The sequence below is a fragment of the Streptococcus parasanguinis genome (genome assembly GCF_047463195.1).
In the GTDB taxonomy this organism is placed as follows: Bacteria; Bacillota; Bacilli; order Lactobacillales; family Streptococcaceae; genus Streptococcus; species Streptococcus parasanguinis_R.
The window spans coordinates 12122-32852 of the sequence record NZ_JASHEI010000013.1; the positions used below are offsets into that span (position 1 = coordinate 12122).

Below are 20731 nucleotides of genomic sequence, written 5' to 3' on the forward strand. Positions count from 1 at the left end.
GTTAATGTTGCTATGGATTTATTCAGGCACCTAGTTAGATTTTTGCTGATTCAAGAGGAGGATACAAGTCATTACTGATATACAGGATACAAGAATCAGATACCAAAGATTTTCAAGACCAAAACCATGATCTAGCATCAAGCGGTATCCCCAAGAAGCGGGGAAAAGACGCCCGATTGCTTGAAGAAAATCAGGTAGTAAGATGCTAGGAAACATGATTCCTGAGAGCATAATTGAGGGTAAAAAGACAAGTTGCGCTATCATGGTAAGCTTTGCTTGATTTTTTACAGTAAGGCCCAGTATACTTCCGATACTTAACGATACGAAAATGTAGATTGCCAGTGCGAGAAAGAATAGGGGAAGTTGATTCGGTAGACTTGCTTTAAATAAAATTGGAGCAAGTAGTAGGATCACTATGCAAGTCATTATCAAATGAACAAAGGCAGAGAGAACCATGGTCACCAATCCTAAGTGAATAGGCACACCATTTGCTTTATAAATCTTTTTTATGTCGCTTCCGTATGTTTCAATCAAGGAAGGCGGTAAGCCGAGAAAGGCCCCCATGGAAACACTCATGACAATCATTGACTGTATGAGTGTACTACCCATTTCAGGCATAACGGAAGTAAAAATACCACCCATGAGAAGAAAGAAAATAAGCGGTACAATATAGTAAGTAACCAAGAGAGACTTACTTCGTATGTCCAATTTCCACTGTAATGCTAGGCTATATAAGAATCCATTCATTCCGATCCCCTCCTTGCCATTTCGATGAAATGCTGCTCCAGTGTACCACGATCAACCTTAATATCCAATACCTGGATATTTTTCTCTTTGCATTCTTCCAATAATGAAATCAAAGTGTCCTCGATCGTACCTGTTTCAAAAGATTCCTCTCCGTCCTGGGTCTTTAAATGGATGAAATATTTTCTTCCCAACCTGTCTGTCAGTTCTGAAGGAGTACCACAAAAGACAATCTTTCCACTATTCAAAATAGCAATGCGGTCACATAAGGTTTCAACTTCGGCCATATCGTGGCTTGCCAAAACAATTGTCTTGCCCTGTGATTTGAGCTTTCGGATTTGTTCATGGAGGGATAGTCTTCCTTCAACATCAAGTCCCGCTGTCGGTTCATCGAGAAAAATAATATCCGGATTACTGATAAGTGCAAGAGCAAGATGTAATCTTCTTTTTTGACCGGTGGATAATTCTATGTATTGCGACTCCTTCATTTCTTTTATGCCAAGGGCCTTTAGCATAGCATCATCAATGTATGTATGATTCCATTTTGCAAAGAGCTTTATGGCTTCCATCGGTTTGATGTGGATGGGTAGAGAGGAGGACTGTAGTTGAATTCCGGTTTTCCCGTTTACAATTATAGTGCCTTCATCATATTTTCTCAGACCTTCGATACATTCAAGCGTGGTTGTTTTACCAGCTCCGTTCACTCCGAGCAGAGCAAAGATTTCTCCTTGTTTGATTTGAAAATTGAGACCTCTAAGAACCATATTGCTACCATAACTTTTCTTTAATCCAGAAACTTCTATTGCGTCTTTCATGGTTCTACCTCCTCAAGGGGATTGATTTCAAGTCTTGAAAAATAGACTTGTAAAGCAGGTCCTAAATAATCATTAACGATTTTTTGCTTTTCTTCCCAAGCGTTTGTAGCGATGCCGATATTCCCGACCTCCATTAACTTCGGAAGCATGCTCATATCACCATTTGTAAACTCCATAATCAAGCTCCAGTATTCTTGCACAACCTGTTGGCATTGTTCGCTTTCAGCTGGCACGTTTTCTTTTTGAAGCTCCACGATTTGATCACTTAGGCGGTTCAACCTATCCATAAAATCTTGTCCGCTTTTCTTGTCAAATCGACTGCGTATCTGGTCGAGCGTATCATCATCAAAGCGCTTAATGAGAGAGTAGGAGTCATTCTTCATCTGTAGATTGACGATAATATCTGCATACTTCTTAAAATTGACCATTTGTATTTGCAAAACTTCTGCCTTTAACTGCTCTATTGCGATCAAAGAATTCTTAAGTTGTTCTATATTTTTACGAAGAACATCTGCCTGCTCTGTAAGAGCCTTAGCAACATCATCAGGTGTTTTTAAAGAGATCAAAAGGCTCTTTATATCCTTGAGAGAAAAGCCTAGTGATTTTAATGATAGAATCTGATGGAGTAGCACTATATCTTTATCGGTATAAAGCCTGCGACCTCCCTCACTTTCTGCCGATGGGGAAAGTAGCCCCTCTTTATCGTAATATTGTAGAGTACGGATGGTAACGCCCATTTTCTTAGCAAGTTCCCCAACTGTCATAAATCCTTCCGGAATTGCTCTATATTTAGCCATCATTACCCACCTCCTCATACCTATTATACATCGTTACGTAACGTCATGAACAAGATTATTTTTAAAAAATTTCCTTGACAAAAACTTTTTCATTTTCGAGAAAAGAAAGAGACTTCAGAGAAAAAAGAAGCATGTGACATAATAAGTCCTAAATATTGACGTAATTCCGACCCTTTAGAATATTATGGATCTGTATGTGTCATGATTTAGAAAAGCAAAGCACAAGTACAAGATAATCAATAGAAAACACAAGGTGATAGACAGAACAATCTATCACCTTTTTCTGTCAAAAAATATTTATCACCAGTTATGAACTCAGCTTTCACTTGAATACTTTCTCTTTCGTATGGTAGAATGTATATACAAATTGTATGTACAAAGGAGAGGTGGAAATGGCAAACACGAAAGCAGTGAATTTTCGAGCAGATGCGATGTTTTACCAGAAAACAAAAGAGCTACTTGCAGATGAAAAAATTTCTGTGTCAGATGTCCTAAATGCAGCACTTCGAAAAATTGCCAACGGGACTGTGGATCCAAGAGAATTTGTTTCGAGTGATTTGAAGGACAAACAGTATCAAGTAGCCTTTGAGGATTTGAAGAAGGAGATTTTAGTGGGGCACCAGGAAATCGCTCAAGGGAAAGTTACTTCTGTAGCCGATGTGAGAAAGGAATTTGGTCTTGACTAAGTTGAAACGTTATCAGGTCTTTCTTTCAGATCGTGCTAAGCAGGACTTGCGTGACATTCACGACTATATTCTTGTGAATTTTTATAGCCAGCAAGCTGCAGACGGCAAAGTCGATTTGCTATTGAGTGCTCTTGAGACCCTAGAACTGTTTCCAGAAGCCTGTCCTCTGGTATCAAGCCGGGGGTATGGTGAGATGACGAATGATGGGAAACCCTATCGTTATATACCAATAGAGAACTATCTCGCATTTTATTATATGGAGAAGCATACAGTGTATGTTGCTCGTATCCTCAGTGCAAAGCAGGATTTGGTCAAGATTTTTTATAAGTAGATTGAAGGACTTTGTGTTTAAAAGAGAGTAATAAGGAAATATGAAAAAATTTAAATGGCTTTTATGGATAATGTTTGTAGGAATTGCTCTGTATACTTTAGCATTCCTTAATGGATTTGGTGGTGAAACCATTCCCAAAAACAGAACAAAGGAACAGTACGAATTTGAAAAAACGTTTGAACCTTTGTTTAAATTTTTGGAGCAAGATAAGAAGGAGTTTACAGGATTAAAGGTATACACTAGTAGAGTTTATATAAAAAATCAAGATGAAGTAAAAAAATACGAAGTAGATTTAGATATCACTCAATCTGATATTAAAGGTGATTATACAATAACACTTGGCGAGGATAACAAAACTGTTCCGGTTACATATTCTAATGGGAAGTTAAATTATGGGTCGGAGGTAACTCCTTTATATGATGAAGAAATTCTTAATTTAGTGGTACAAAGAGATTTCTTTACTTCTTTAGATGTAAAGGAGACCTTTAAGAGTGCAGAAACAGAACTTCGTGAGATTGTATATCAGCCAGAAAATAACTCTGACCTCTATAAACATCTAAAAAGCAAATATGATTTACCAGAGGAAACAACATGTATAGTATTAGTAAATCATTCTAGCTCAACTATATATAGAGTAACTATTCAACTAAAATCTAATCAAAAGATTGTGCAAATTAGTAGTGTTATTTTTGAAAAAGAATGAGGTTTCCATGAACGAAATTGAAAAGAGTAATCGCCGAGTTGAAATGTCTGCAGTATTATCGGATGCATTATAAAATTGGAATTGTCACATTTGAAGGTATTCGTGAAATCGAATAAATTTTTTAACTCAAGGGTAATTTGACTCTGATAAGTTTAGAAAGATAAAAATGGATTTAAAATTTAAATATTCGAATATAGCAGTTTTTAGAATCGTTGAGTATGACAACAAAAAATTCATTTTAGATTCTACTTCGATAAAAGGAAAATCCTATTTCTTGGGTTGGCTTCCTAAGAAAGTTACTGCGAATATGGTTGAGTTATCTCCTTCCAATGATAGTTTTGAAATAAAATCTAAAACTCGGTTAGGAACATCAACAGTAGCTATAATGGTTCAACCACTGGTCGGTATTTCTTACAGGTTCATGAAAAAAGCGTTTATCAGCTGGGGAGTCAGTCAAAAAATTATTTTGAAATTAGGAATCTTTGCGTTCTCAATGCTTTTATCTTATCTAATGGCCGTTTGGTATGGAAAACGTGCCAAACGGACATTTGACTCGAGAATTCCTAAAGATAGTAAATACTATCGTCTTGTTTTTGAACCAAAAGGGAAACGAATGATCGATTGGTATATCACGGTAATAGCTAATATTGTTTGTTTGAGTTTTTTTATCGGAACTAGTAATGGAACTGAAGGAGCATTATTGATTGTGAATGGTATTATATCGTGGTTTGGTTTTGTGTTTATGAGAATGCCACAAATCCCAGCGTACTATAAAACGCTGTCTTTGATTAAAATTGATGAGTTGTCAAAAGATAAAATGAATGAGGACCCCCATGTTAAAATCAAATAAGCTGATTATTTTTTTAATTTCTCTCCCTTTTCTGATGGTTATTGTTTTCGATTCTCTTAGTGAGCATCCTGGATATAGTGATGATGGGAATTTCGTCAGAAATCATGAGGCTGCTATTAAAAGTGAAATCATCGCACACTTAGCTCAGGAAAAGCAAGACATAAAATCTGTTACGCTCTTACCAAATACTGCTAGAGGTGAGTATGATAATGGTGGTGATGTGAGTGGACATTACCATATCTATTTTACAGCTTACGTCGATCATAATCGCGAGCGAACGATAAGCGTAGAACTATTCTTCCCAGATGCCAGCATCCCCCCTTTCACCTTGTTTCCTCCCAACCCTTATAAAGACAAAGGCAAAAAGATATCCAATTGGGTGATAGGGAATATTGAAGTATCGGAAGAAGCGTCTAAATAGAAATAAGGAAAAATAAGGATGAATAGAATAGTAGACGATCAGATAACGCTTATTCCTTATTATAGGAATGATGACATCTCCCTTCTTTGGTATCAAGATAGTGAGATTTGCAAACAAGTGGATAATACTGATCAGATTTACAATCTAACAAAACTTCATAAAATGTATGATTATCTAACTTCACATGGTTCTTGCTTTTATATCCAATATGAGGGAGTGTTAGTTGGAGATGTGACTCTTCAAGATCATTCAGAGCTTTCTATAGTGATCAGCAAAGAGTATCAGAATTTACAGATCGGAAGACGGTGTATTTCTGAAATGATACAGATGGCCAAAGAGAAAGAAATGGTTAAGGTAACTGCTCAAATTTATCCTTTTAATACTCAAAGTCAAAGAATGTTTTTGGCTTTGGGATTTCAGAAAGTAGATGAAGAGTGGTATGAATATAAGTTGATTTAGGAAAGCTGTGTATCTCCACATAGATTAAGACTGTAATCTGCTGTTTATAAAACAATGTTCATGAAAAATAGAGATAAAGGGTAGCCACTGATACATGGACAAGAGTTTTTTCCGAAATCTAAATATGAAGAGAACACCAACAGATGATTTTTGTTGGTGTTCTTTTTATATGATTTTACAATCTATCACTCTGATTCATGTTTGAAACAAGTTAAACAAACAGTTGTAGGAGGACCTTCGAAGTCGAAATTTTGTACGGTTAATGGAGGGATTTTCCCACTATAATCTCTCCACAGTTTTATTTCGTATATGAATTGCAATCGGTGTGATAAGTAGGTATAGCAAGGTCAAAATGATAAAAAATCCGATATCAGCATCCAAAAATACATAAACGATATTAAAGCCAAAATGCATGAAAATAGAATAAATCAGATTATTATATTTTTCCAAAATAATATTCATACAAATAGTAATAGATGTAATCACAACTATATTAGAAATAATATAAGGAACGGCCCGCCAGTCCGTAAATTTTGAATCTACAACCCACAGAAGTGTATGCCAGAAACACCAGACTAGGCCTTGGTAAATAGAGGATTTTAAAAAATGATACTTTTTATTAAATTCTTCTCTCATATAACCACGCCACCCTAATTCTTCACCAGTCGGACCTGATGTAAATGATAAGAATATACTTAGTGGCAATGATACGGTTCCTAGATTGATGTAGGAGAGCATTGTTTTTTGGGTCATAAGTGAGTAGATGAAGAGTGATAAAATACTGAGCCCAAATGTAAGACCAAATGAAGATAGAAGTGGGAGTAACGACACTTTAGCAGAGAAACACCGCTTAAGGAAAGTTGTTCTTTTCTCATCAGTCCTGAAATACATCCATCCAAATAAAAGTAGGTATGATGGAGACCACGCGACGATATTTCGTACAATCCACATGATAACTGGTGGAACCTTAAATACTAAACTTGCAGGAGCTGCTACGAAAATAATGAGTGCCCAAACAAGTACATAAGAACTGATGATGTATCTTTTTAAATAATTTACATTCATTTAGTTACCCTCTTTCTTCAGCTGTATAGATAACCAGTTCACTCTTAATACCATTTAATTCAATTATATTATCTGAATCGGGTGAATCGAATGGTTTAGTTTTTTGTCCATTTTTTTCATAATAAATGTTTGTACCAATTCCTTTGGTGACAGCAGTAAATAGGCTGTTTTCAGGAATACGAATTCTGGACGTTGCTGAAATCTGGTTAATTTCAACTTCACCGTTTAATGAATGACATAATACTTCCATATCAAGATTACAGTTTATTTTTACTTTACCTGAAATATCTTCTAGGGTAATACGAGATGTCTTAACGTCAAGTTCGATATTGTCACATTCTAGGGAGTGAATTTCTACAGACTCTGCACGAACCGCACATTCAATGTGACTAATATAAGGAGTTGGGATTTGCACAAAGATACTGACCGTTTCTTTAGCCGTTGCCTCTGTTACACCATTATAACGTTTTACATCTAGGTCAATTCTTTTTCTACTATCATCAATTTTTACTTTAAAATCATTTTGAAGTGTAGAAAGAAGATTGGATACCAGACGAACTCGAATTTTTTCTCCCTTGTATCCGGACAATACAAACTTTTCTGCGCCTCCAAATTTCATATCATAGCTCTTGATCTTATCGATATCATACTCTGTGATACTCTCAAAAAGATATTCGCTTGTTTTGAGACTAGTTCTTTCATTACAGATTAGCTCATCTATAGAGATGTTAAATAGGTTTGAGATGGATATCATATTTTCGATATCTGGAATTCCAGCACCTGTTTCCCACTTTGTTACAGCCTGTCTTGATACACCGATTTTTTCAGCTAAAATTTCTTGTGACATACCTACTTGTTTACGTATGGATTTTAATTTTTCAGCAAATGTCATGTTGTATGACCTCCTCTATATTCTATGATGTAATTTGTCATAAAGTAGCAATATGACTGATTTTAGTATAGAATAAACGATGATTACAGCACAAGCAAGTAGAGGTTGCATTCTCATTATTTTTGCTACTTTGCGTGGCATTTATCGTTTTAACGTTGATTTTTAGCATTATTTTAGTTATTTTACCATACATTCAAATGGAATGATGAATACAATTAAAATTAATATTTTGAAATTCCAGAAAGTCTGGAAGTAATAAAAAATAGCATAAAATAGTTTCTAAAAAGTTATTTGTTCTGTAACCTCTTTTTTCTGCTATAATATCACTAGATAGAAATGTGGGAGTTTCAATCATGGTTACAAAACGGTTTTTGAAAAATGTTATTGTTGCGATCGTCTCGGTTTTTATATCCTTTGCTTTTGTTCAAGGGGCTCAAGCCCAGCAAACTGGACTGGATTACCAGAGTCTTCATCTACTGCCTTTTAATGGCAATAAGCAGCTTGTACTGGGGGATTTTGATCATTTAAGTCGGGCGACTTCGGCACATATTCAGCTGCAGGACAAGGATGAGCCAAAGAAAAAAAGAGAACCACGTCTCAACTATAATCCGGTTGGCTGGCACAATTATAAGATTGCTTATGGAAATAAAGGAAAGAAGGCCTGGTTGTTCCATAGAGGGCATTTGATCGGCTATCAGTTTAGTGGATTGACCAATGAAGGGAAAAATCTGGTTCCTCTAACTGCCTGGACCAATACGGGGAATTATAAAGGGACAGCGGATAGTAATGTGGAGGGCATGCTCTACTACGAGAAACGACTCGATAGCTGGCTGGCCACCCACCCAAATTACTGGTTAGACTACAAGGTGACCCCGGTCTATACTGGTGATGAATTAATTCCTCGGCAGGTGACCTTGCAATATGTAGGAATTGATCGAGATGGCAACCTTTTACCTATCCATCTAAGTAGTCCCAAAGAGTCGGTAGATGCTTATGGGATCACCACCGTGACCTTGGACAACTACTCTAAGAATGCGACCATTGACTATCTGAAGGGGACTGCCAAGCCATCTTTAGTGCCGACAGAACCAAGTAGCCAACCACAACCAGCCAGCCCTTCTGTAGAGACGCAACCAAGTCAAGCCCCTCAACCGAGTCAAGCAGTAGAACCAGCTCAGCCAGTCCAACCTGTCGAACCTGTAGCACCAACTCGTCAACTGGCTCCAGTAGTTTATGTAGCCAGAAATGGGAGTGCGGATGTTTATTGGTACTCTTTGGACAGTATGCCTCGCAATACTAATTTTTCTAAGGTGGTTCAGATGTCAGAAGAGCAAGCGCTAAGTCTTGGAAAGCGGCATACAAGTAAGGAATGAAGATCAGTTATTTTGATAATGAGAAAGCCCATTTGCTGGGCTTTTTGTGTAGGGTAAGTACTAAATAGGAGAACTAAAATGATTTAAAATATGCTATAATAATAGGACGGAGGTAGAATATGACCTTAGATGTAGATAAAGAAAAAATGATGATTATGGGTGTGATTTTTGACAACAAAAAGGTTTTTAAGAGTGTCTGGTTTGCTCTGAGCACCAATATGATTGAAGGATGGCATCCCACGGTAGAAGACGTGGAGCGACTGAGAGAAGAGGCAGTTGCATTAGGAGTTGGATAATGGTCAGAAAAATATATGAAGGGTATGATTATATAGACCCTGATAATTTATACACCTATCCCCATTCATCTGTTCTCATAAATAAATTTAATGAGAAAAATGATAATAAAGCACGAGAATTAGAATATCGTTTAGTAGCAAGTCAAAGTTTAAAACTGTTTATTAATCCAATTGAAGTAAATACTGTTTCAGATATTTTAAAGATTCATAAGTTTCTTTTTGAAGGAATGTATACTTGGGCAGGTCAATACCGTCAAGTAAATATCTCTAAAAGTGGAAATGCTTTTATGCCAGTTCAGTCTTTTGATATGGCAGAAAAATTTTTAAATACTTTGCTTTCAAACTATTTACTGAACGCAAATAATAAAATTGAGATTTGTAAAAGTTTAGCTGAGATATTAGATAATCTAAATTATTTTCACCCATTTCGAGAAGGAAATGGTCGTACTCAACGAGAAGTTATCCGTTCTTTAGCTTTGATGAAAGGCTATGAATGTGAAATTTCAATTGGTTTAGATGATGATATCTATCACTTATATATGGATGGAACAGTTTATGGAGATACTAGTAAGCTCGAACAACTGTTCAATAAACTATTAACAGAAATATAGATCTGTAGTATATTTTAGTAGGAAACAGTATAAAGTGATGCTTATAAGGTAAAGTCATTGCTTCAACAAAAATCTTTAAGCCCAATTGTTGGGCTTTTTGTGTGCAATACAATTATAAAAAGTGAGGAATCTAAAATTACCTCTCAGCATCTTGCAAACGTTTTTATAAAGTAGTATACTAGAAATAGTTTATGGAATCGTTTGCATAAATTGGTAAATGATGAAAAGAGAGTATAGTAGGAGACAAGACAGATGGAATTAACAGCGATTTATCACCGGCCTGAATCGGAGTACGCCTATCTTTATAAGGATGGCCAGCTTCACATTCGCATCCGGACCAAGAAAGAAGATATCAAACGGATTGTCTTGCACTATGGGGATCCCTTTATTTTTATAGAGGATCTTTATGAGGCAACTAAGGAAATGGACAAGGTGACGACCGACGACCTCTTTGATTATTGGCAAGTGTCGGTATCTGTCCGCCATGCACGGATCCAGTACCTCTTTGAATTAGAGTCCACGGCGGGAGAGAAGATTTTGTATGGAGATCGAGGTGTGGTAGCCTACACCAAGGAGAATCTGGACTTCGTCATGAACGGTTTTAAGCTTCCTTTTATCCATGAGATCGATGGGTGTTCTGTACCGGACTGGGTGGCTCAGACAGTTTGGTATCAGATTTTTCCTGAGCGTTTTGCCAATGGGAATCCAGCCATTTCCCCAGAAGGTGTCCGTCCTTGGGATGCGTCAATTGCCCCTACAATGTTGGATTTCTTTGGTGGAGATTTGCAGGGGATCATCAATCACTTGGACTACTTGCAGGAGTTAGGGATCACAGGGCTCTACCTTTGCCCGATTTTTGAATCGCCGAGCAACCACAAATACGACACCATCGATTACTTTGAAATCGATCGACATTTTGGTGATAAAGAGACCTTCCGCCAGCTGGTGAAAGAGGCTCACGCGCGTGGGATGAAGATCATGCTGGATGCCGTCTTCAACCATATTGGCTATGATTCACCCCAATGGCAGGATGTGGTCAAATACGGGGAGGATTCGATTTACAAGGACTGGTTCCATATTAAAGAGTTCCCTGTCTCCTCAGAAAATCTGTGGAATAGTCGCGACTTGTCTTACCATGCTTTTGCCTTTGCGGGCTATATGCCCAAGCTCAATACGGCTAATCCAGAGGTGAAGACCTATCTATTGAAGGTGGCGACATACTGGATTGAAGAGTTTGATATTGATGCTTGGCGACTGGACGTGGCCAATGAAATCGACCATCAATTCTGGCGAGATTTCCGTAAGGCGGTCTTGGCCAAGAAGCCGGATCTCTATATCCTTGGAGAAATCTGGCATTCGTCCCAACCTTGGCTTAATGGTGATGAGTTCCATGCCGTGATGAACTATCCGCTCTCTGAAAGTATCAAGGATTATTTCCTGCGAGGACATAAGGAGACGCAACGCTTCATTTGGGAGATCAATAGCCAGTCGATGTACTACAGGCAGCAGATCTCTGAGGTCATGTTCAACCTCTTAGACTCCCATGATACAGAGCGGATTTTGACGACGGCAAAAGGGGATCTCCAGTCCGTCAAGTCTGCCCTCGCCTTCCTCTATCTGCAACGCGGAACGCCGTGTATCTATTATGGAACGGAGCTAGCCCTCATCGGTGGCCCAGACCCAGATTGCCGCCGTGTCATGCCTTGGGAGCGCGTGTCAGCAGACAATGATATGCTAAACTTTATGAAGGACTTGATACAGCTCCGAAAAGAAGTGGCGGGCATGATTCAGCATGGTAAAGTGGGTCTGAAAGAAGTAGAGCCGGATGTGGTGGCAGTAGAATGGAAACATGAAGGTCACATTCTCAAAGCCTACTTTAACCACTCAAAGACAGACTTTGTCATAGAAAGCGGACAGGCAGATCTGATCAGTCTTGGAAGCATTTCCGATGATCGATTGATCATTCAGCCAAATGGCTTTGTTATTTATAGGGAAGAGCAGTAAGAAAGAAGCCTGGAATCGAGAGATTGCGGGCTTCTTTTTATAAATAGTATCTTTATTCGCACCCTTATATTATAATAGGAGATGAGAAGGGGGGAGACAGTGATGAAGATATTAGCAATCAATCCTATTTCGTTTAAAAAAAGAATGACAGAATTTCTGTTTGATTATCTTTTCATTCTAGCTTACTTAGTTCTTCTGTTTTTAGGTTCGATGCTTATTTACATCATCTTTTTTAATGGCGTCCCAGAGTTTACAGAAATTCAGTCACAGTGGCTTGTCTTTTTCACCTCTGTTTTGCCAATCACGCTCCTGTTCACATTCTTGGATTATAAAAATGATGGCAGTTTTGGGAAGGTAAAAGCGGGACTTGAACTGGTCTACCAGAAAAAAACAGTCCAGGCTAGCTTGATTAGAAATGTCATCAAATTTTTACCTTGGCAACTCGGTCATATGGGCACGATTCATGGCTTCTATAGTGATTTTGATATGTTTTCCATTAGCCTCTCTATTTCGGCGACTCTCCTCGCAGTTTTGCTACTGGCAATGACAATGTTTAGAAATGATAAGAGGCATCTAGGAGACCTGCTAGCCCATACGCAAGTGCAACTAAAAGGTGACTAGGATGAAATGTTAGGCTGTCGATAAGAACAAATAACCAAATTAATTAGGCTAAAAAAACTAAAGGTATTCATGATGAAAAAATTTTTTATATTTATTTTTGCGATGTTTGTATTGATGGTGGGATTGATGGTAGGATGGGTAGTTTTTATGGGATATAGTTATCAAAGAAGTTATAATGAATGGAAAAATTCAGATTCAGGATCAACGCTAACTTATCCTGTACAAAAATACTCTACTTCAAGTTCTAGTACGAAGTATGATTATAAAAAATCAAATACGAATTTTGAACAAAATTCTTCTTCAAGTACACTCGATGAAGATATACCAGATAATTTGATTCCATATGTAAAAGAAGCTAGGTCTATGTTTAAAGGTTTCACTTATTCAAAGCAATCTTGCAAAGAGAGTCTTATGCGACGGTATAAGCTTTCAGAAGATGATGCACAGTATGTGGTAGACAAGCTTGATATTGACTGGAAAGAGCAAGCGCTTTTAAAGGCAAAAGGATATTTAAGGTCTCCTTTTTCAAAAGAAAAATTAGCCTGGCAACTTGTCAATATAGAAAAATATACTCAAGAAGAAGCTGACTATGCTATAGAGAATGTTGGTTCCGATTGGAAAGAGGAGGCTGTAAAGATGGCTGAAGCTTATTCAAAGGTTGCCAAATTAACAAAAGAAAGGGTGTTTGAGGTGCTTATAAATGTTGACAAATTTACTCAAGAGGAAGCGGAGTACGCAATAGAGCATGCTCAAGTAGATTGGTTAAATTAAACAATAATTTTACTATTGATTTGAAGAACTTAAAAGAGGTTAGTGAAGCTAAGATAGCTGCGGTAGAAAGTTATGAAAAGTGGCATAATGATGATCAAAACAAGCTTTTTTATCTATAATTGCTAGTTGAGCAGTGATGATTACTTAAAACAAAAGGAAAGTGTTCCAGAGTAAATCGGAAATCAATATACGTCATGAGATTTAATGATTAAGAGACAGAGTGAGGGATGACTTGCCCTTGCTCTATTTTCCAAAATCCTATAGTTGTACTTTTCTCTACATAGGTGTATAATATGTCCTTAGATAAACAAATGAGGAATTTACTATGGAATTAAAAGATTTTACAGAAAAAGAACAAGAACAAATCAAGCAAGGATTGAGTACAGCTGAGATTTCTGATAAAGAAGCAGCGAAGAAGTTGCTCGCTTTAGTCCCGCAAGAATGGATCAAGCGTATTCCATTCTTTGTCAGAGGGCATGCGACGACCAAGACAGTTGAGCGTGTAGCCAAGCAATACCCTGAACTTTATGCAGTGGCCAAACGTCAAGGGGATCTTCCTGAAAAAGAAGGAGAAGAGCTCCGCAAGATTATGACAGCCATCTTTGAAGAAAAGATGAACAAACACAAGATCAAATAATCTTTTATAACACTTTGTTATTTTTTATCTCACAAATGAACGAGTGATTGCAGTTGAACTATTGCAGTCGCTTTTTTGTTTACTAGTATGAAGACTTTTACATTAGTTAATAAAAAAGAAGAATATTTCATGATATAATACTAATGAAAGTAGTTCAAGAGGATGAAAGATTCCATTGGAGAAAAACAAGCAAAGGTATTCATTATGAAAAAATTTGTTATATTTATTTTTACGATGTTTGGATTGATGGTAGGAATGTTAGCTTTGATGGCAATTGAGTATCAAATAAGTTATAATAAATGGATAAATTCACGTTCAGGATCACAGCTGACTAAACCTGTACAAAAATACTCTTCTTCAACTGATGGAAATAAGGATGATTTTGAATCATCAAAACAAGAATACGCTTCTTCAAGTGACAAAAAAAATAAGGATGATTTAGAATCATTAATGAATATGTTTAAGAAAAGAGTTTATCCTTTACCTTTACTAGATGTAGAATATACAAGTGCATATGCAACAGCTAAAGAATTTTTAAAGAAATCTCCTTTATCGATGCAGCAAATTAAAAATGATCTTACTAAGAATGACAGGTATTCAGAAGATGCTTCCCTGTATGCTATCGATAAGCTTAATATAGACTGGAAAGAGCAAGCACTTTTAAAAGCAAAATCATATCAAATGTATCATTATTCAAAAGAAAAGTTAGTTGATCAACTTATAAAATTTGATCTATTTACTCAAGAAGAGGCTGACTATGCTGTGGAGCAAGGTCATTTTGATTGGAAAGAGGAAGCTGTTAAAGCAGTGGAATCTTTTGGAAGCGGTGGCAACTATTCGAAAGAAAGATTATTAGAAAAACTTGTTGAAATAAGAAAGTTTACTCAAGAGGAAGCGGAGTACGCAATAGAACATGCCAAAATAGATTGGTCTGATTAAACGATAATTTTAATTTTGATTTTTGTAACATATTAAAGAGCTGGACAGTCTGCCAGCTCTTTTTTGCTACTTATAAACTTTTCTCATTTCGTAAAAAATAGTTGGAGCTAACCTAGTTTTAAACTATAATAGAGGAGAAGGATTATCGATATGAAAAATTTGTAGAACAAACATTTTAATCAATAGAGAAGGAACCACTTTATGAAACCATCTAAAAAAATCATGCTCCTTACTAGCTGTGCCTTGGCGATTTTTGCTTTAGCGGCTTGTGGTAGCAACCAAAAGCAATCCAAGGAAAAGAAGGAAAGTTCTACTGTGCAGAAATCTAGTTCAGACAAAGAGCGCTACAAGGGTACCTACAGCAATCTCAACAGCAAGGCAAGTGTCGAAGAAGTGCGGAGTCTTTTGTCTGCTTATTTGGATCAGGACAGTGTAGACAAGTTTTTGGGTCTAGTAACGGATTACGATAGCATTGTTGGCTCGGTCGGCTTGACGGGTGACTTCAGCACCTTCAAGAAAACAGACTACAATGTTGAGAAGATCAGTGACTTGTGGACCAAGAAAAAGGGCGATTTCGTCGGAACTAACTGCCGGATCAATAGCTATACTCTTCTGAAGAATCGCATCGAGATTCCTAAGATGAAAGCGGATAGTGAACTTTTATTTGTGGACAATGATGCGATTGACAAAGGGAAGATCTTCGATGAGGCAGACAAGAAAGCCTTTAACATTCTGTATTCACGGGTTCCGACAGAGGCTACAACGGATGTCAAGGTCCATGCCAAGAAGATGGAAGAGTATTTTGCTCATTTCAAGTTCAATGAAAATGCGCGCATGCTTTCTGTTATTGTTCATGATAACCTAGATGGCAATACCCTTTTTGTCGGTCACGTCGGTGTCTTGGTTCCTGCTAAGGACGGCTATCTCTTTGTCGAAAAGCTGACCTTTGAAGAGCCCTATCAAGCCATTAAGTTTGCGACCAAGGAAGATGTCTACAAATACTTGGAGACCAAGTACCAAGACTACACAGGCGAAGGTCTGGCTAAGCCCTTTATCATGGATAATGAAAAATGGGTTGAGATGAAGTAGAGGATGAAAGACAGCGTGTTAGAATTTAGAAAGATAATGGAGTATGCTCCGATTCTATATGTGCTCATTTTCTTGCTCGTTTTCACTGTTTTCCTTTTCCTGAGAAGAAGGGCAATTGTGAGGCGTAGTGGAGGTCCCTTCTTTGTTCCCTTCCATATTAGCCGTGGAATCTTCTATATCCATGTTGCTCTGTGTTTCAGTCGTCGCAGGATCCCACTGAAAGAGATCAAGCAAATCACCTATGCAATTTTTCGTGGACGATCTGGTGGCGGGGCTCGCTATGCTTTTTATATCGAGCTTAGAAATGGAAAGACTATTCCCTTCTTTTTTGGAAAAAGCAAGCGGAATGAAGAGCTAGTGGAGAAGCTCAAACGAAATGCAGGTAGGTATGGGTTTAAGGTAGATAGCACTGGTAATTAATTGAAAGAAAAAGGAATCGCGAATGAATAGAAAGCAAGCCCTATCTATGTATTTGTTAGGGACCTTTGGTCAAGTATTAGGAGTCAGCCTTCTGGTTTGTTTTTTAAGAGCAGGAGGAGTCAAGGTTGATTTTACATCATCATTGGGGATCATCGCTGTTGCTTTAGCTGGCTTATCATCTGCTTTTTGGGGGAGTCTTGCAAGCATTAGTTACCATCAATCTAGTTTCAAACAAATTCTAAAAGATTCTTTTCAAGTCAAAGACAGTTTGGTTAATTATTGTTTGGTACTTGTTTTCTTGCTACTCGACTTTTTACCTTTTATCTTTGGCGGTAAGATCACCACTCAATCGTTGGTCTTGCCAGTAGTACTCTTTTTTAAGGCTCTTCTTTTTGGTGGAGTTGAAGAAATTGGCTGGCGTTATTTCTTTCAGCCAACTTTGCAGGAAAAAATACCATATTTTTCAGCTACTTTGATCACCTTTTTAGCTTGGTCTAGTTGGCATCTACTATACTTTTATATCGACGGTTCTTTAGCTGTCATTCAATTGTTTCCGTTTCTAGTAGGTCTGCTAACTAACTGCTTTATCTTGTCGGCCTTGTATCATAAAACGCAAAATTTATGGCTCTGTGTCATAACCCATGCCTGTATCAATTCCTTGTCTCAGATGATAGTGAATGAAGAGGTATGGCTATCTATCGTCAGTAAAATTCTTATTATTAGTTTAGCAATCTGGATTGCAAGAAAGAAGTATATAACTGTAAAGGAAGAAAAATGAGCAAATTTATTTCAAAACAATCAGTCGCTATCTGGTATGCATTGACTGCCCTCCTTGCTACATTTCTAGTCGGGCAAGTGATCCTTTGGTTGTTCCCAGATAGGAGTAGTATGGGGACCTCACTACTGTTTATCCTAATGAACTTGATTCCCCTGATTGTGGCGGCTGTCTTTTCTCTGGTGTTGAGTGAAGTCAACTCCTTGGGTGAATTTTTCAAAAAGGTCTTTCTTCAAAAAGAAAGTTCCCTATCTTGGATCCTAGCTTTCTTCATCCCCGTCATCTATTATGGGATTTCCATCCTGCTTATGAACGTTCGCTTTACTGGGAACTCCCTCTTGGCCTTCTTCATTTATTTCCCCTGGACCTTATTATATGGAGGCCTAGAAGAAGTCGGTTGGCGTTGGTTTTTACAAGATCATCTTTCCTATAGTAAGCACTTTATACCTAAAATGATGCTTCTTTCCATTGTCTGGTTCCTCTGGCATATTCCTATCTATCAACTCCCTTGGATTACAGCAGGTTCGTCCAACTATCTTATCTTTTACCTGATGATTTTAGGGAATGCCTTCCTATTTGGAGCGCTCAAGGAGTACTCGAAAGGAGCTGTTCCTTGTATCCTTGCTCATATGCTAATTGATAGTCTGGCTGTCCTCATGCTGGTTCAGAGCTCGCTTCCTCAGATTATCCTTCTAGTTATTTTCGAAATTCTAGTAGCCTCTTGGCTGGTGGCTGCACGAAAATCAGAGAAATAGAGTTGAATCTCTTTCGGTGGGAGTCTGTCATCTTTAGCCTTTAGGACTTCAATGTAGAGTCCATAAAATGCTATAATCAGTTTAACGAAGAACCTAGAGATAGGATCAAAGTATCAACACAGTGTCATTCTTATCTATAATGAGAGAGGGGGAAAAACATGCAAAAGACCTTTCAGTTGTTGCGAAGAGGAGATATAGAGGGAGTCCGTCAGATATTGGATAAAAAGCCTGAAGAAGTCAATGCTGTTTCGGGTGACAAACCTAAAAGAGATCAGGGGCAGTCGCTCCTTCAAGTCGCTATCAAATCGGGACATTTAGATATTGCAGACTTACTCATTGATAGAGGAGCAGATCTTAACTTTATTGAAGAGCCGACAGAGCTGAATCCATTTTGTCAACCAGTCCTCCAAACAGCGGGTGGACGAGCTGTATTTGACTGTAGGCGCATGATCAAACGCTGGAATGGCCAATATGAGATGTATTCGTCTAAGGAAAAGGCTGACCGGTCTTTCAAGGTTTTTGAGAAAATGTTGGAACTTGGGGCCGATATCTCTCAGAAGGACAGCCATGGTGGGACTTTGTTGCAAACTATTTTAATTGAAACCAAGGAAGTTCTGCCATCTTATTATTGGAAAACAAAAGAAACAAGCGATAATGTCCTCATAACGGATGAATTACGTCATGATTTAAATCGTATTTATGATCTATTAATTCGTTACGGTGTGACTGCGGACGAAATAGCGGTCTATCAGAACATTCCTCTTAAAGAACTTTACCAAGTCAGTCCGACCATGGAGTTTTTAAATCGCTTAGATCAGAACAGATCTTGATAAGCATTTGAACCACTAGTTAAAAGAGCCTCGGGGCTCTTTTAATTTGTTCTGATAGAGTTAGAAGTAGTAGGAAAATGTTAGACCGGATTTTCTTTAAAAAATGGATACAAATCCATGATGAAATAGAGTATACTAGTTGATGAAAGAACAAGATTTTTAAGTATCGAATTTAGGAGGGCAGTTTATGTCTCAAGAAACTTTCATTATGGCGATTGACCAGGGAACCACTAGTTCGCGGGCTATCATTTTTAATAAAAAAGGCGAGCAAGTTAGCTCTAGTCAAAAGGAATTCACTCAAATTTTCCCGCAGGCTGGTTGGGTGGAGCACAATGCCAATGAGATTTGGAACTCGGTTCAGTCGGTGATTGCTGAGGTCTTTATTGAAAGTGGCATCAAGCCCAATCAAATCGAAGCAATCGGCATTACCAATCAACGGGAAACAACGGTTGTTTGGGATAAGAACACGGGGCTTCCTATTTACAATGCTATTGTCTGGCAATCTCGTCAAACTGCCCCACTAGCTGAAGAGCTCAAAAACAAAGGCTATGTAGAAACCTTCCACCAAAAGACAGGTTTGGTCATCGATGCCTACTTTTCAGCGACTAAAGTTCGTTGGATTTTGGACCATGTAGAAGGTGCGCAAGAAAGAGCTGAAAAAGGCGACTTACTCTTTGGTACCATTGATACTTGGCTGGTCTGGAAGCTGACGGATGGAGCTGCTCACGTGACAGACTATTCCAATGCTGCCCGTACCATGCTTTACAATATCAAGGAACTGAAATGGGACGATGAAATCTTAGAAATCCTCAACATTCCTAAAGCCATGCTTCCTGAAGTGCGTTCAAACTCTGAAATCTATGGCAAGACAGCTCCTTTCCATTTCTACGGTGGACAAGTGCCGATTGCAGGGATGGCGGGAGACCAGCAGGCTGCTCTCTTTGGTCAATTAGCCTTTGAACCTGGTATGGTCAAAAATACTTATGGAACTGGATCTTTCATCATTATGAATACGGGTGAGGAGATGCAGTTATCAGAAAATAACCTGCTGACGACGATTGGTTATGGGATCAATGACAAGGTCTACTATGCCCTTGAAGGATCTATCTTTATCGCTGGAAGTGCCATTCAGTGGCTTCGTGACGGTCTGCGTATGATCGACAGTTCTCCTGAATCTGAAGCTTATGCTCTGAAGTCTCAGAACCAGGATGAAATCTAAGTGGTTCCTGCCTTTACTGGTCTTGGAGCGCCATATTGGAATCAAGAGGCGCGTGGTTCTGTCTTCGGACTTACCCGGGGAACGACCAAGGAAGACTTTATCAAAGCAACCCTTCAATCCATTGCCTATCAAGTACGCGATATCATCGACACCATGCAGGTAGATGCCAAAACTCCTATCCCTGTCCTAAAAGTAGACGGAGGAGCAGCGAAAAATGATTATTTAATGCAGTTTCAGGCAGATATTCTTGGAATTGCAATTGCTCGCGCGAAAAATCTGGAAACAACGGCTTTAGGAGCGGCCTTCCTAGCAGGTCTGACAGTAGGCTATTGGAAGGACTTGGAAGAATTAAAATCTCTTCATGGAGCAGCCCAAATCTTTGAACCAAAGATGGATGAAGCTCGTAAAGAGGATCTGTACAAGGGGTGGAAGAAAGCAGTCAAAGCCACTCAAGTATTTGCGGAGTCTGATGACTAAAGGGATCAATCAAACGAATAGTTTAAGAGAGTGGGACAGAAATCGGTAATTCGTTAGAATTCGATTTCGTCGTCCCACCTCCGCACAGTTGAGTAGGGCTGTAAAAGCTGATGAAATCAGCGTAGTAGAGCCCACTCAACCACTGCGTCTT

Annotated in this window: 24 protein-coding genes and 1 pseudogene; 20 read left to right on the forward strand and 5 right to left on the reverse strand. The window is 38.2% G+C overall.

Annotated features, from left to right (window positions below; genetic code table 11):
• Nucleotides 1-30: 30 nt before the first annotated feature.
• The 3 genes from QM870_RS09750 to QM870_RS09760 are packed head-to-tail and all read right to left on the reverse strand — an operon-like array spanning nucleotide 31 to nucleotide 2359.
• The gene (locus QM870_RS09750; RefSeq protein WP_340280578.1) at nucleotides 31-747 is read right to left on the reverse strand and encodes an ABC transporter permease; all 717 of its coding nucleotides are present in this window, start codon (nucleotides 745-747) and stop codon (nucleotides 31-33) included.
• Nucleotides 744-1559, reverse strand: a complete 816-nt coding sequence (locus QM870_RS09755; protein ID WP_340280580.1) for an ABC transporter ATP-binding protein — start codon at nucleotides 1557-1559, stop codon at nucleotides 744-746. The genes QM870_RS09750 and QM870_RS09755 overlap by 4 nt, the downstream gene beginning before the upstream one ends.
• A complete protein-coding gene (locus QM870_RS09760; RefSeq protein WP_414369433.1) occupies nucleotides 1556-2359 on the reverse strand; it encodes a MerR family transcriptional regulator in 804 nt (267 codons plus the stop codon). Before QM870_RS09760 ends, QM870_RS09755 begins: the two co-directional genes overlap by 4 nt.
• Before the next feature lie 389 nt (nucleotides 2360-2748).
• Here QM870_RS09760 and relB point away from each other — a divergent pair, with 389 nt between their 5' ends.
• The 6 genes from relB (at nucleotide 2749) to QM870_RS09790 (ending at nucleotide 5806) form a co-directional block, all read left to right on the forward strand.
• On the forward strand, nucleotides 2749-3042 hold the full coding sequence (relB, locus tag QM870_RS09765) for a type II toxin-antitoxin system RelB/ParD family antitoxin (RefSeq protein ID WP_414369435.1): 294 nt from the start codon (nucleotides 2749-2751) through the stop codon (nucleotides 3040-3042).
• Nucleotides 3035-3373, forward strand: coding sequence for a type II toxin-antitoxin system RelE/ParE family toxin (locus tag QM870_RS09770; protein WP_414369436.1), 339 nt, complete (start codon nucleotides 3035-3037; stop codon nucleotides 3371-3373). The genes relB and QM870_RS09770 overlap by 8 nt, the downstream gene beginning before the upstream one ends.
• Before the next feature lie 40 nt (nucleotides 3374-3413).
• A complete protein-coding gene (locus QM870_RS09775; protein ID WP_414369437.1) occupies nucleotides 3414-4076 on the forward strand; it encodes a hypothetical protein in 663 nt (220 codons plus the stop codon).
• Between the two features lie 166 nt (nucleotides 4077-4242).
• Complete coding sequence (locus tag QM870_RS09780) at nucleotides 4243-4926, forward strand: DUF443 domain-containing protein (protein ID WP_414369438.1); 684 nt, start codon at nucleotides 4243-4245, stop codon at nucleotides 4924-4926.
• Entirely contained in the window at nucleotides 4910-5347 is a 438-nt protein-coding gene (locus QM870_RS09785; RefSeq protein ID WP_414369439.1) for a hypothetical protein, read from the forward strand. Before QM870_RS09780 ends, QM870_RS09785 begins: the two co-directional genes overlap by 17 nt.
• A gap of 18 nt (nucleotides 5348-5365) precedes the next feature.
• Nucleotides 5366-5806, forward strand: coding sequence for a GNAT family N-acetyltransferase (locus QM870_RS09790; protein WP_414369440.1), 441 nt, complete (start codon nucleotides 5366-5368; stop codon nucleotides 5804-5806).
• Nucleotides 5807-6085: 279 nt separating this feature from the next.
• Here QM870_RS09790 and QM870_RS09795 read toward each other — a convergent pair whose 3' ends face one another.
• Nucleotides 6086-6871, reverse strand: a complete 786-nt coding sequence (locus QM870_RS09795) for a CPBP family intramembrane glutamic endopeptidase (protein ID WP_414369442.1) — start codon at nucleotides 6869-6871, stop codon at nucleotides 6086-6088.
• Between the two features lie 4 nt (nucleotides 6872-6875).
• Nucleotides 6876-7763, reverse strand: a complete 888-nt coding sequence (locus tag QM870_RS09800) for a helix-turn-helix domain-containing protein (protein ID WP_254727684.1) — start codon at nucleotides 7761-7763, stop codon at nucleotides 6876-6878.
• Nucleotides 7764-8116: 353 nt separating this feature from the next.
• Here QM870_RS09800 and QM870_RS09805 point away from each other — a divergent pair, with 353 nt between their 5' ends.
• From QM870_RS09805 to glpK, 14 genes and pseudogenes are all read left to right on the forward strand, one after another.
• Nucleotides 8117-9136, forward strand: coding sequence for a DNA/RNA non-specific endonuclease (locus QM870_RS09805; protein WP_049472775.1), 1020 nt, complete (start codon nucleotides 8117-8119; stop codon nucleotides 9134-9136).
• 119 nt (nucleotides 9137-9255) lie between these two features.
• The gene (locus QM870_RS09810) at nucleotides 9256-9432 is read left to right on the forward strand and encodes a hypothetical protein (RefSeq protein ID WP_003017298.1); all 177 of its coding nucleotides are present in this window, start codon (nucleotides 9256-9258) and stop codon (nucleotides 9430-9432) included.
• On the forward strand, nucleotides 9432-10043 hold the full coding sequence (locus QM870_RS09815; RefSeq protein WP_342986651.1) for a Fic/DOC family protein: 612 nt from the start codon (nucleotides 9432-9434) through the stop codon (nucleotides 10041-10043). The genes QM870_RS09810 and QM870_RS09815 overlap by 1 nt, the downstream gene beginning before the upstream one ends.
• Nucleotides 10044-10295: 252 nt before the next feature.
• Nucleotides 10296-12047, forward strand: coding sequence for a glycoside hydrolase family 13 protein (locus QM870_RS09820; RefSeq protein ID WP_414369445.1), 1752 nt, complete (start codon nucleotides 10296-10298; stop codon nucleotides 12045-12047).
• A gap of 81 nt (nucleotides 12048-12128) precedes the next feature.
• Entirely contained in the window at nucleotides 12129-12668 is a 540-nt protein-coding gene (locus QM870_RS09825) for an RDD family protein (protein ID WP_195189764.1), read from the forward strand.
• Nucleotides 12669-12737: 69 nt separating this feature from the next.
• Complete coding sequence (locus QM870_RS09830; RefSeq protein ID WP_414369447.1) at nucleotides 12738-13439, forward strand: Ltp family lipoprotein; 702 nt, start codon at nucleotides 12738-12740, stop codon at nucleotides 13437-13439.
• A 325-nt stretch (nucleotides 13440-13764) separates the two neighbouring features.
• A complete protein-coding gene (locus tag QM870_RS09835; protein WP_003006843.1) occupies nucleotides 13765-14076 on the forward strand; it encodes a hypothetical protein in 312 nt (103 codons plus the stop codon).
• A gap of 162 nt (nucleotides 14077-14238) precedes the next feature.
• Complete coding sequence (locus QM870_RS09840) at nucleotides 14239-15015, forward strand: Ltp family lipoprotein (protein ID WP_414369449.1); 777 nt, start codon at nucleotides 14239-14241, stop codon at nucleotides 15013-15015.
• A 201-nt stretch (nucleotides 15016-15216) separates the two neighbouring features.
• Nucleotides 15217-16104 carry a DUF4300 family protein gene (locus tag QM870_RS09845; RefSeq protein ID WP_414369451.1) on the forward strand — a complete coding sequence of 296 codons (888 nt, stop codon included), beginning with the start codon at nucleotides 15217-15219 and terminating at the stop codon, nucleotides 16102-16104.
• A gap of 3 nt (nucleotides 16105-16107) precedes the next feature.
• Nucleotides 16108-16524 carry a hypothetical protein gene (locus QM870_RS09850; RefSeq protein ID WP_037615661.1) on the forward strand — a complete coding sequence of 139 codons (417 nt, stop codon included), beginning with the start codon at nucleotides 16108-16110 and terminating at the stop codon, nucleotides 16522-16524.
• 22 nt (nucleotides 16525-16546) lie between these two features.
• The gene (locus tag QM870_RS09855) at nucleotides 16547-17302 is read left to right on the forward strand and encodes a CPBP family intramembrane glutamic endopeptidase (RefSeq protein WP_414369452.1); all 756 of its coding nucleotides are present in this window, start codon (nucleotides 16547-16549) and stop codon (nucleotides 17300-17302) included.
• Nucleotides 17299-18054, forward strand: coding sequence for a CPBP family intramembrane glutamic endopeptidase (locus tag QM870_RS09860; RefSeq protein ID WP_414369454.1), 756 nt, complete (start codon nucleotides 17299-17301; stop codon nucleotides 18052-18054). Before QM870_RS09855 ends, QM870_RS09860 begins: the two co-directional genes overlap by 4 nt.
• 158 nt (nucleotides 18055-18212) lie before the next feature.
• Nucleotides 18213-18884: an ankyrin repeat domain-containing protein gene (locus QM870_RS09865; protein ID WP_414369455.1), complete on the forward strand. Its 672-nt coding sequence runs from the start codon at nucleotides 18213-18215 to the stop codon at nucleotides 18882-18884.
• A 187-nt stretch (nucleotides 18885-19071) separates the two neighbouring features.
• Nucleotides 19072-20580, forward strand: a pseudogene (gene glpK, locus QM870_RS09870) (glycerol kinase GlpK).
• Nucleotides 20581-20731: the final 151 nt, after the last annotated feature.

Coding starts and splice junctions, on each gene's coding strand:
- QM870_RS09750 (WP_340280578.1), bottom strand. CDS start 747: ATGAATGGATTCTTATATAGCCTAGCATTACAGTGGAAATTGGACATA.
- QM870_RS09755 (WP_340280580.1), bottom strand. CDS start 1,559: ATGAAAGACGCAATAGAAGTTTCTGGATTAAAGAAAAGTTATGGTAGC.
- QM870_RS09760 (WP_414369433.1), bottom strand. CDS start 2,359: ATGATGGCTAAATATAGAGCAATTCCGGAAGGATTTATGACAGTTGGG.
- relB (WP_414369435.1), top strand. CDS start 2,749: ATGGCAAACACGAAAGCAGTGAATTTTCGAGCAGATGCGATGTTTTAC.
- QM870_RS09775 (WP_414369437.1), top strand. CDS start 3,414: ATGAAAAAATTTAAATGGCTTTTATGGATAATGTTTGTAGGAATTGCT.
- QM870_RS09780 (WP_414369438.1), top strand. CDS start 4,243: ATGGATTTAAAATTTAAATATTCGAATATAGCAGTTTTTAGAATCGTT.
- QM870_RS09785 (WP_414369439.1), top strand. CDS start 4,910: ATGTTAAAATCAAATAAGCTGATTATTTTTTTAATTTCTCTCCCTTTT.
- QM870_RS09790 (WP_414369440.1), top strand. CDS start 5,366: ATGAATAGAATAGTAGACGATCAGATAACGCTTATTCCTTATTATAGG.
- QM870_RS09795 (WP_414369442.1), bottom strand. CDS start 6,871: ATGAATGTAAATTATTTAAAAAGATACATCATCAGTTCTTATGTACTT.
- QM870_RS09800 (WP_254727684.1), bottom strand. CDS start 7,763: ATGACATTTGCTGAAAAATTAAAATCCATACGTAAACAAGTAGGTATG.
- QM870_RS09805 (WP_049472775.1), top strand. CDS start 8,117: ATGGTTACAAAACGGTTTTTGAAAAATGTTATTGTTGCGATCGTCTCG.
- QM870_RS09810 (WP_003017298.1), top strand. CDS start 9,256: ATGACCTTAGATGTAGATAAAGAAAAAATGATGATTATGGGTGTGATT.
- QM870_RS09815 (WP_342986651.1), top strand. CDS start 9,432: ATGGTCAGAAAAATATATGAAGGGTATGATTATATAGACCCTGATAAT.
- QM870_RS09820 (WP_414369445.1), top strand. CDS start 10,296: ATGGAATTAACAGCGATTTATCACCGGCCTGAATCGGAGTACGCCTAT.
- QM870_RS09825 (WP_195189764.1), top strand. CDS start 12,129: ATGAGAAGGGGGGAGACAGTGATGAAGATATTAGCAATCAATCCTATT.
- QM870_RS09830 (WP_414369447.1), top strand. CDS start 12,738: ATGATGAAAAAATTTTTTATATTTATTTTTGCGATGTTTGTATTGATG.
- QM870_RS09835 (WP_003006843.1), top strand. CDS start 13,765: ATGGAATTAAAAGATTTTACAGAAAAAGAACAAGAACAAATCAAGCAA.
- QM870_RS09840 (WP_414369449.1), top strand. CDS start 14,239: ATGAAAGATTCCATTGGAGAAAAACAAGCAAAGGTATTCATTATGAAA.
- QM870_RS09845 (WP_414369451.1), top strand. CDS start 15,217: ATGAAACCATCTAAAAAAATCATGCTCCTTACTAGCTGTGCCTTGGCG.
- QM870_RS09850 (WP_037615661.1), top strand. CDS start 16,108: ATGAAAGACAGCGTGTTAGAATTTAGAAAGATAATGGAGTATGCTCCG.
- QM870_RS09855 (WP_414369452.1), top strand. CDS start 16,547: ATGAATAGAAAGCAAGCCCTATCTATGTATTTGTTAGGGACCTTTGGT.
- QM870_RS09860 (WP_414369454.1), top strand. CDS start 17,299: ATGAGCAAATTTATTTCAAAACAATCAGTCGCTATCTGGTATGCATTG.
- QM870_RS09865 (WP_414369455.1), top strand. CDS start 18,213: ATGCAAAAGACCTTTCAGTTGTTGCGAAGAGGAGATATAGAGGGAGTC.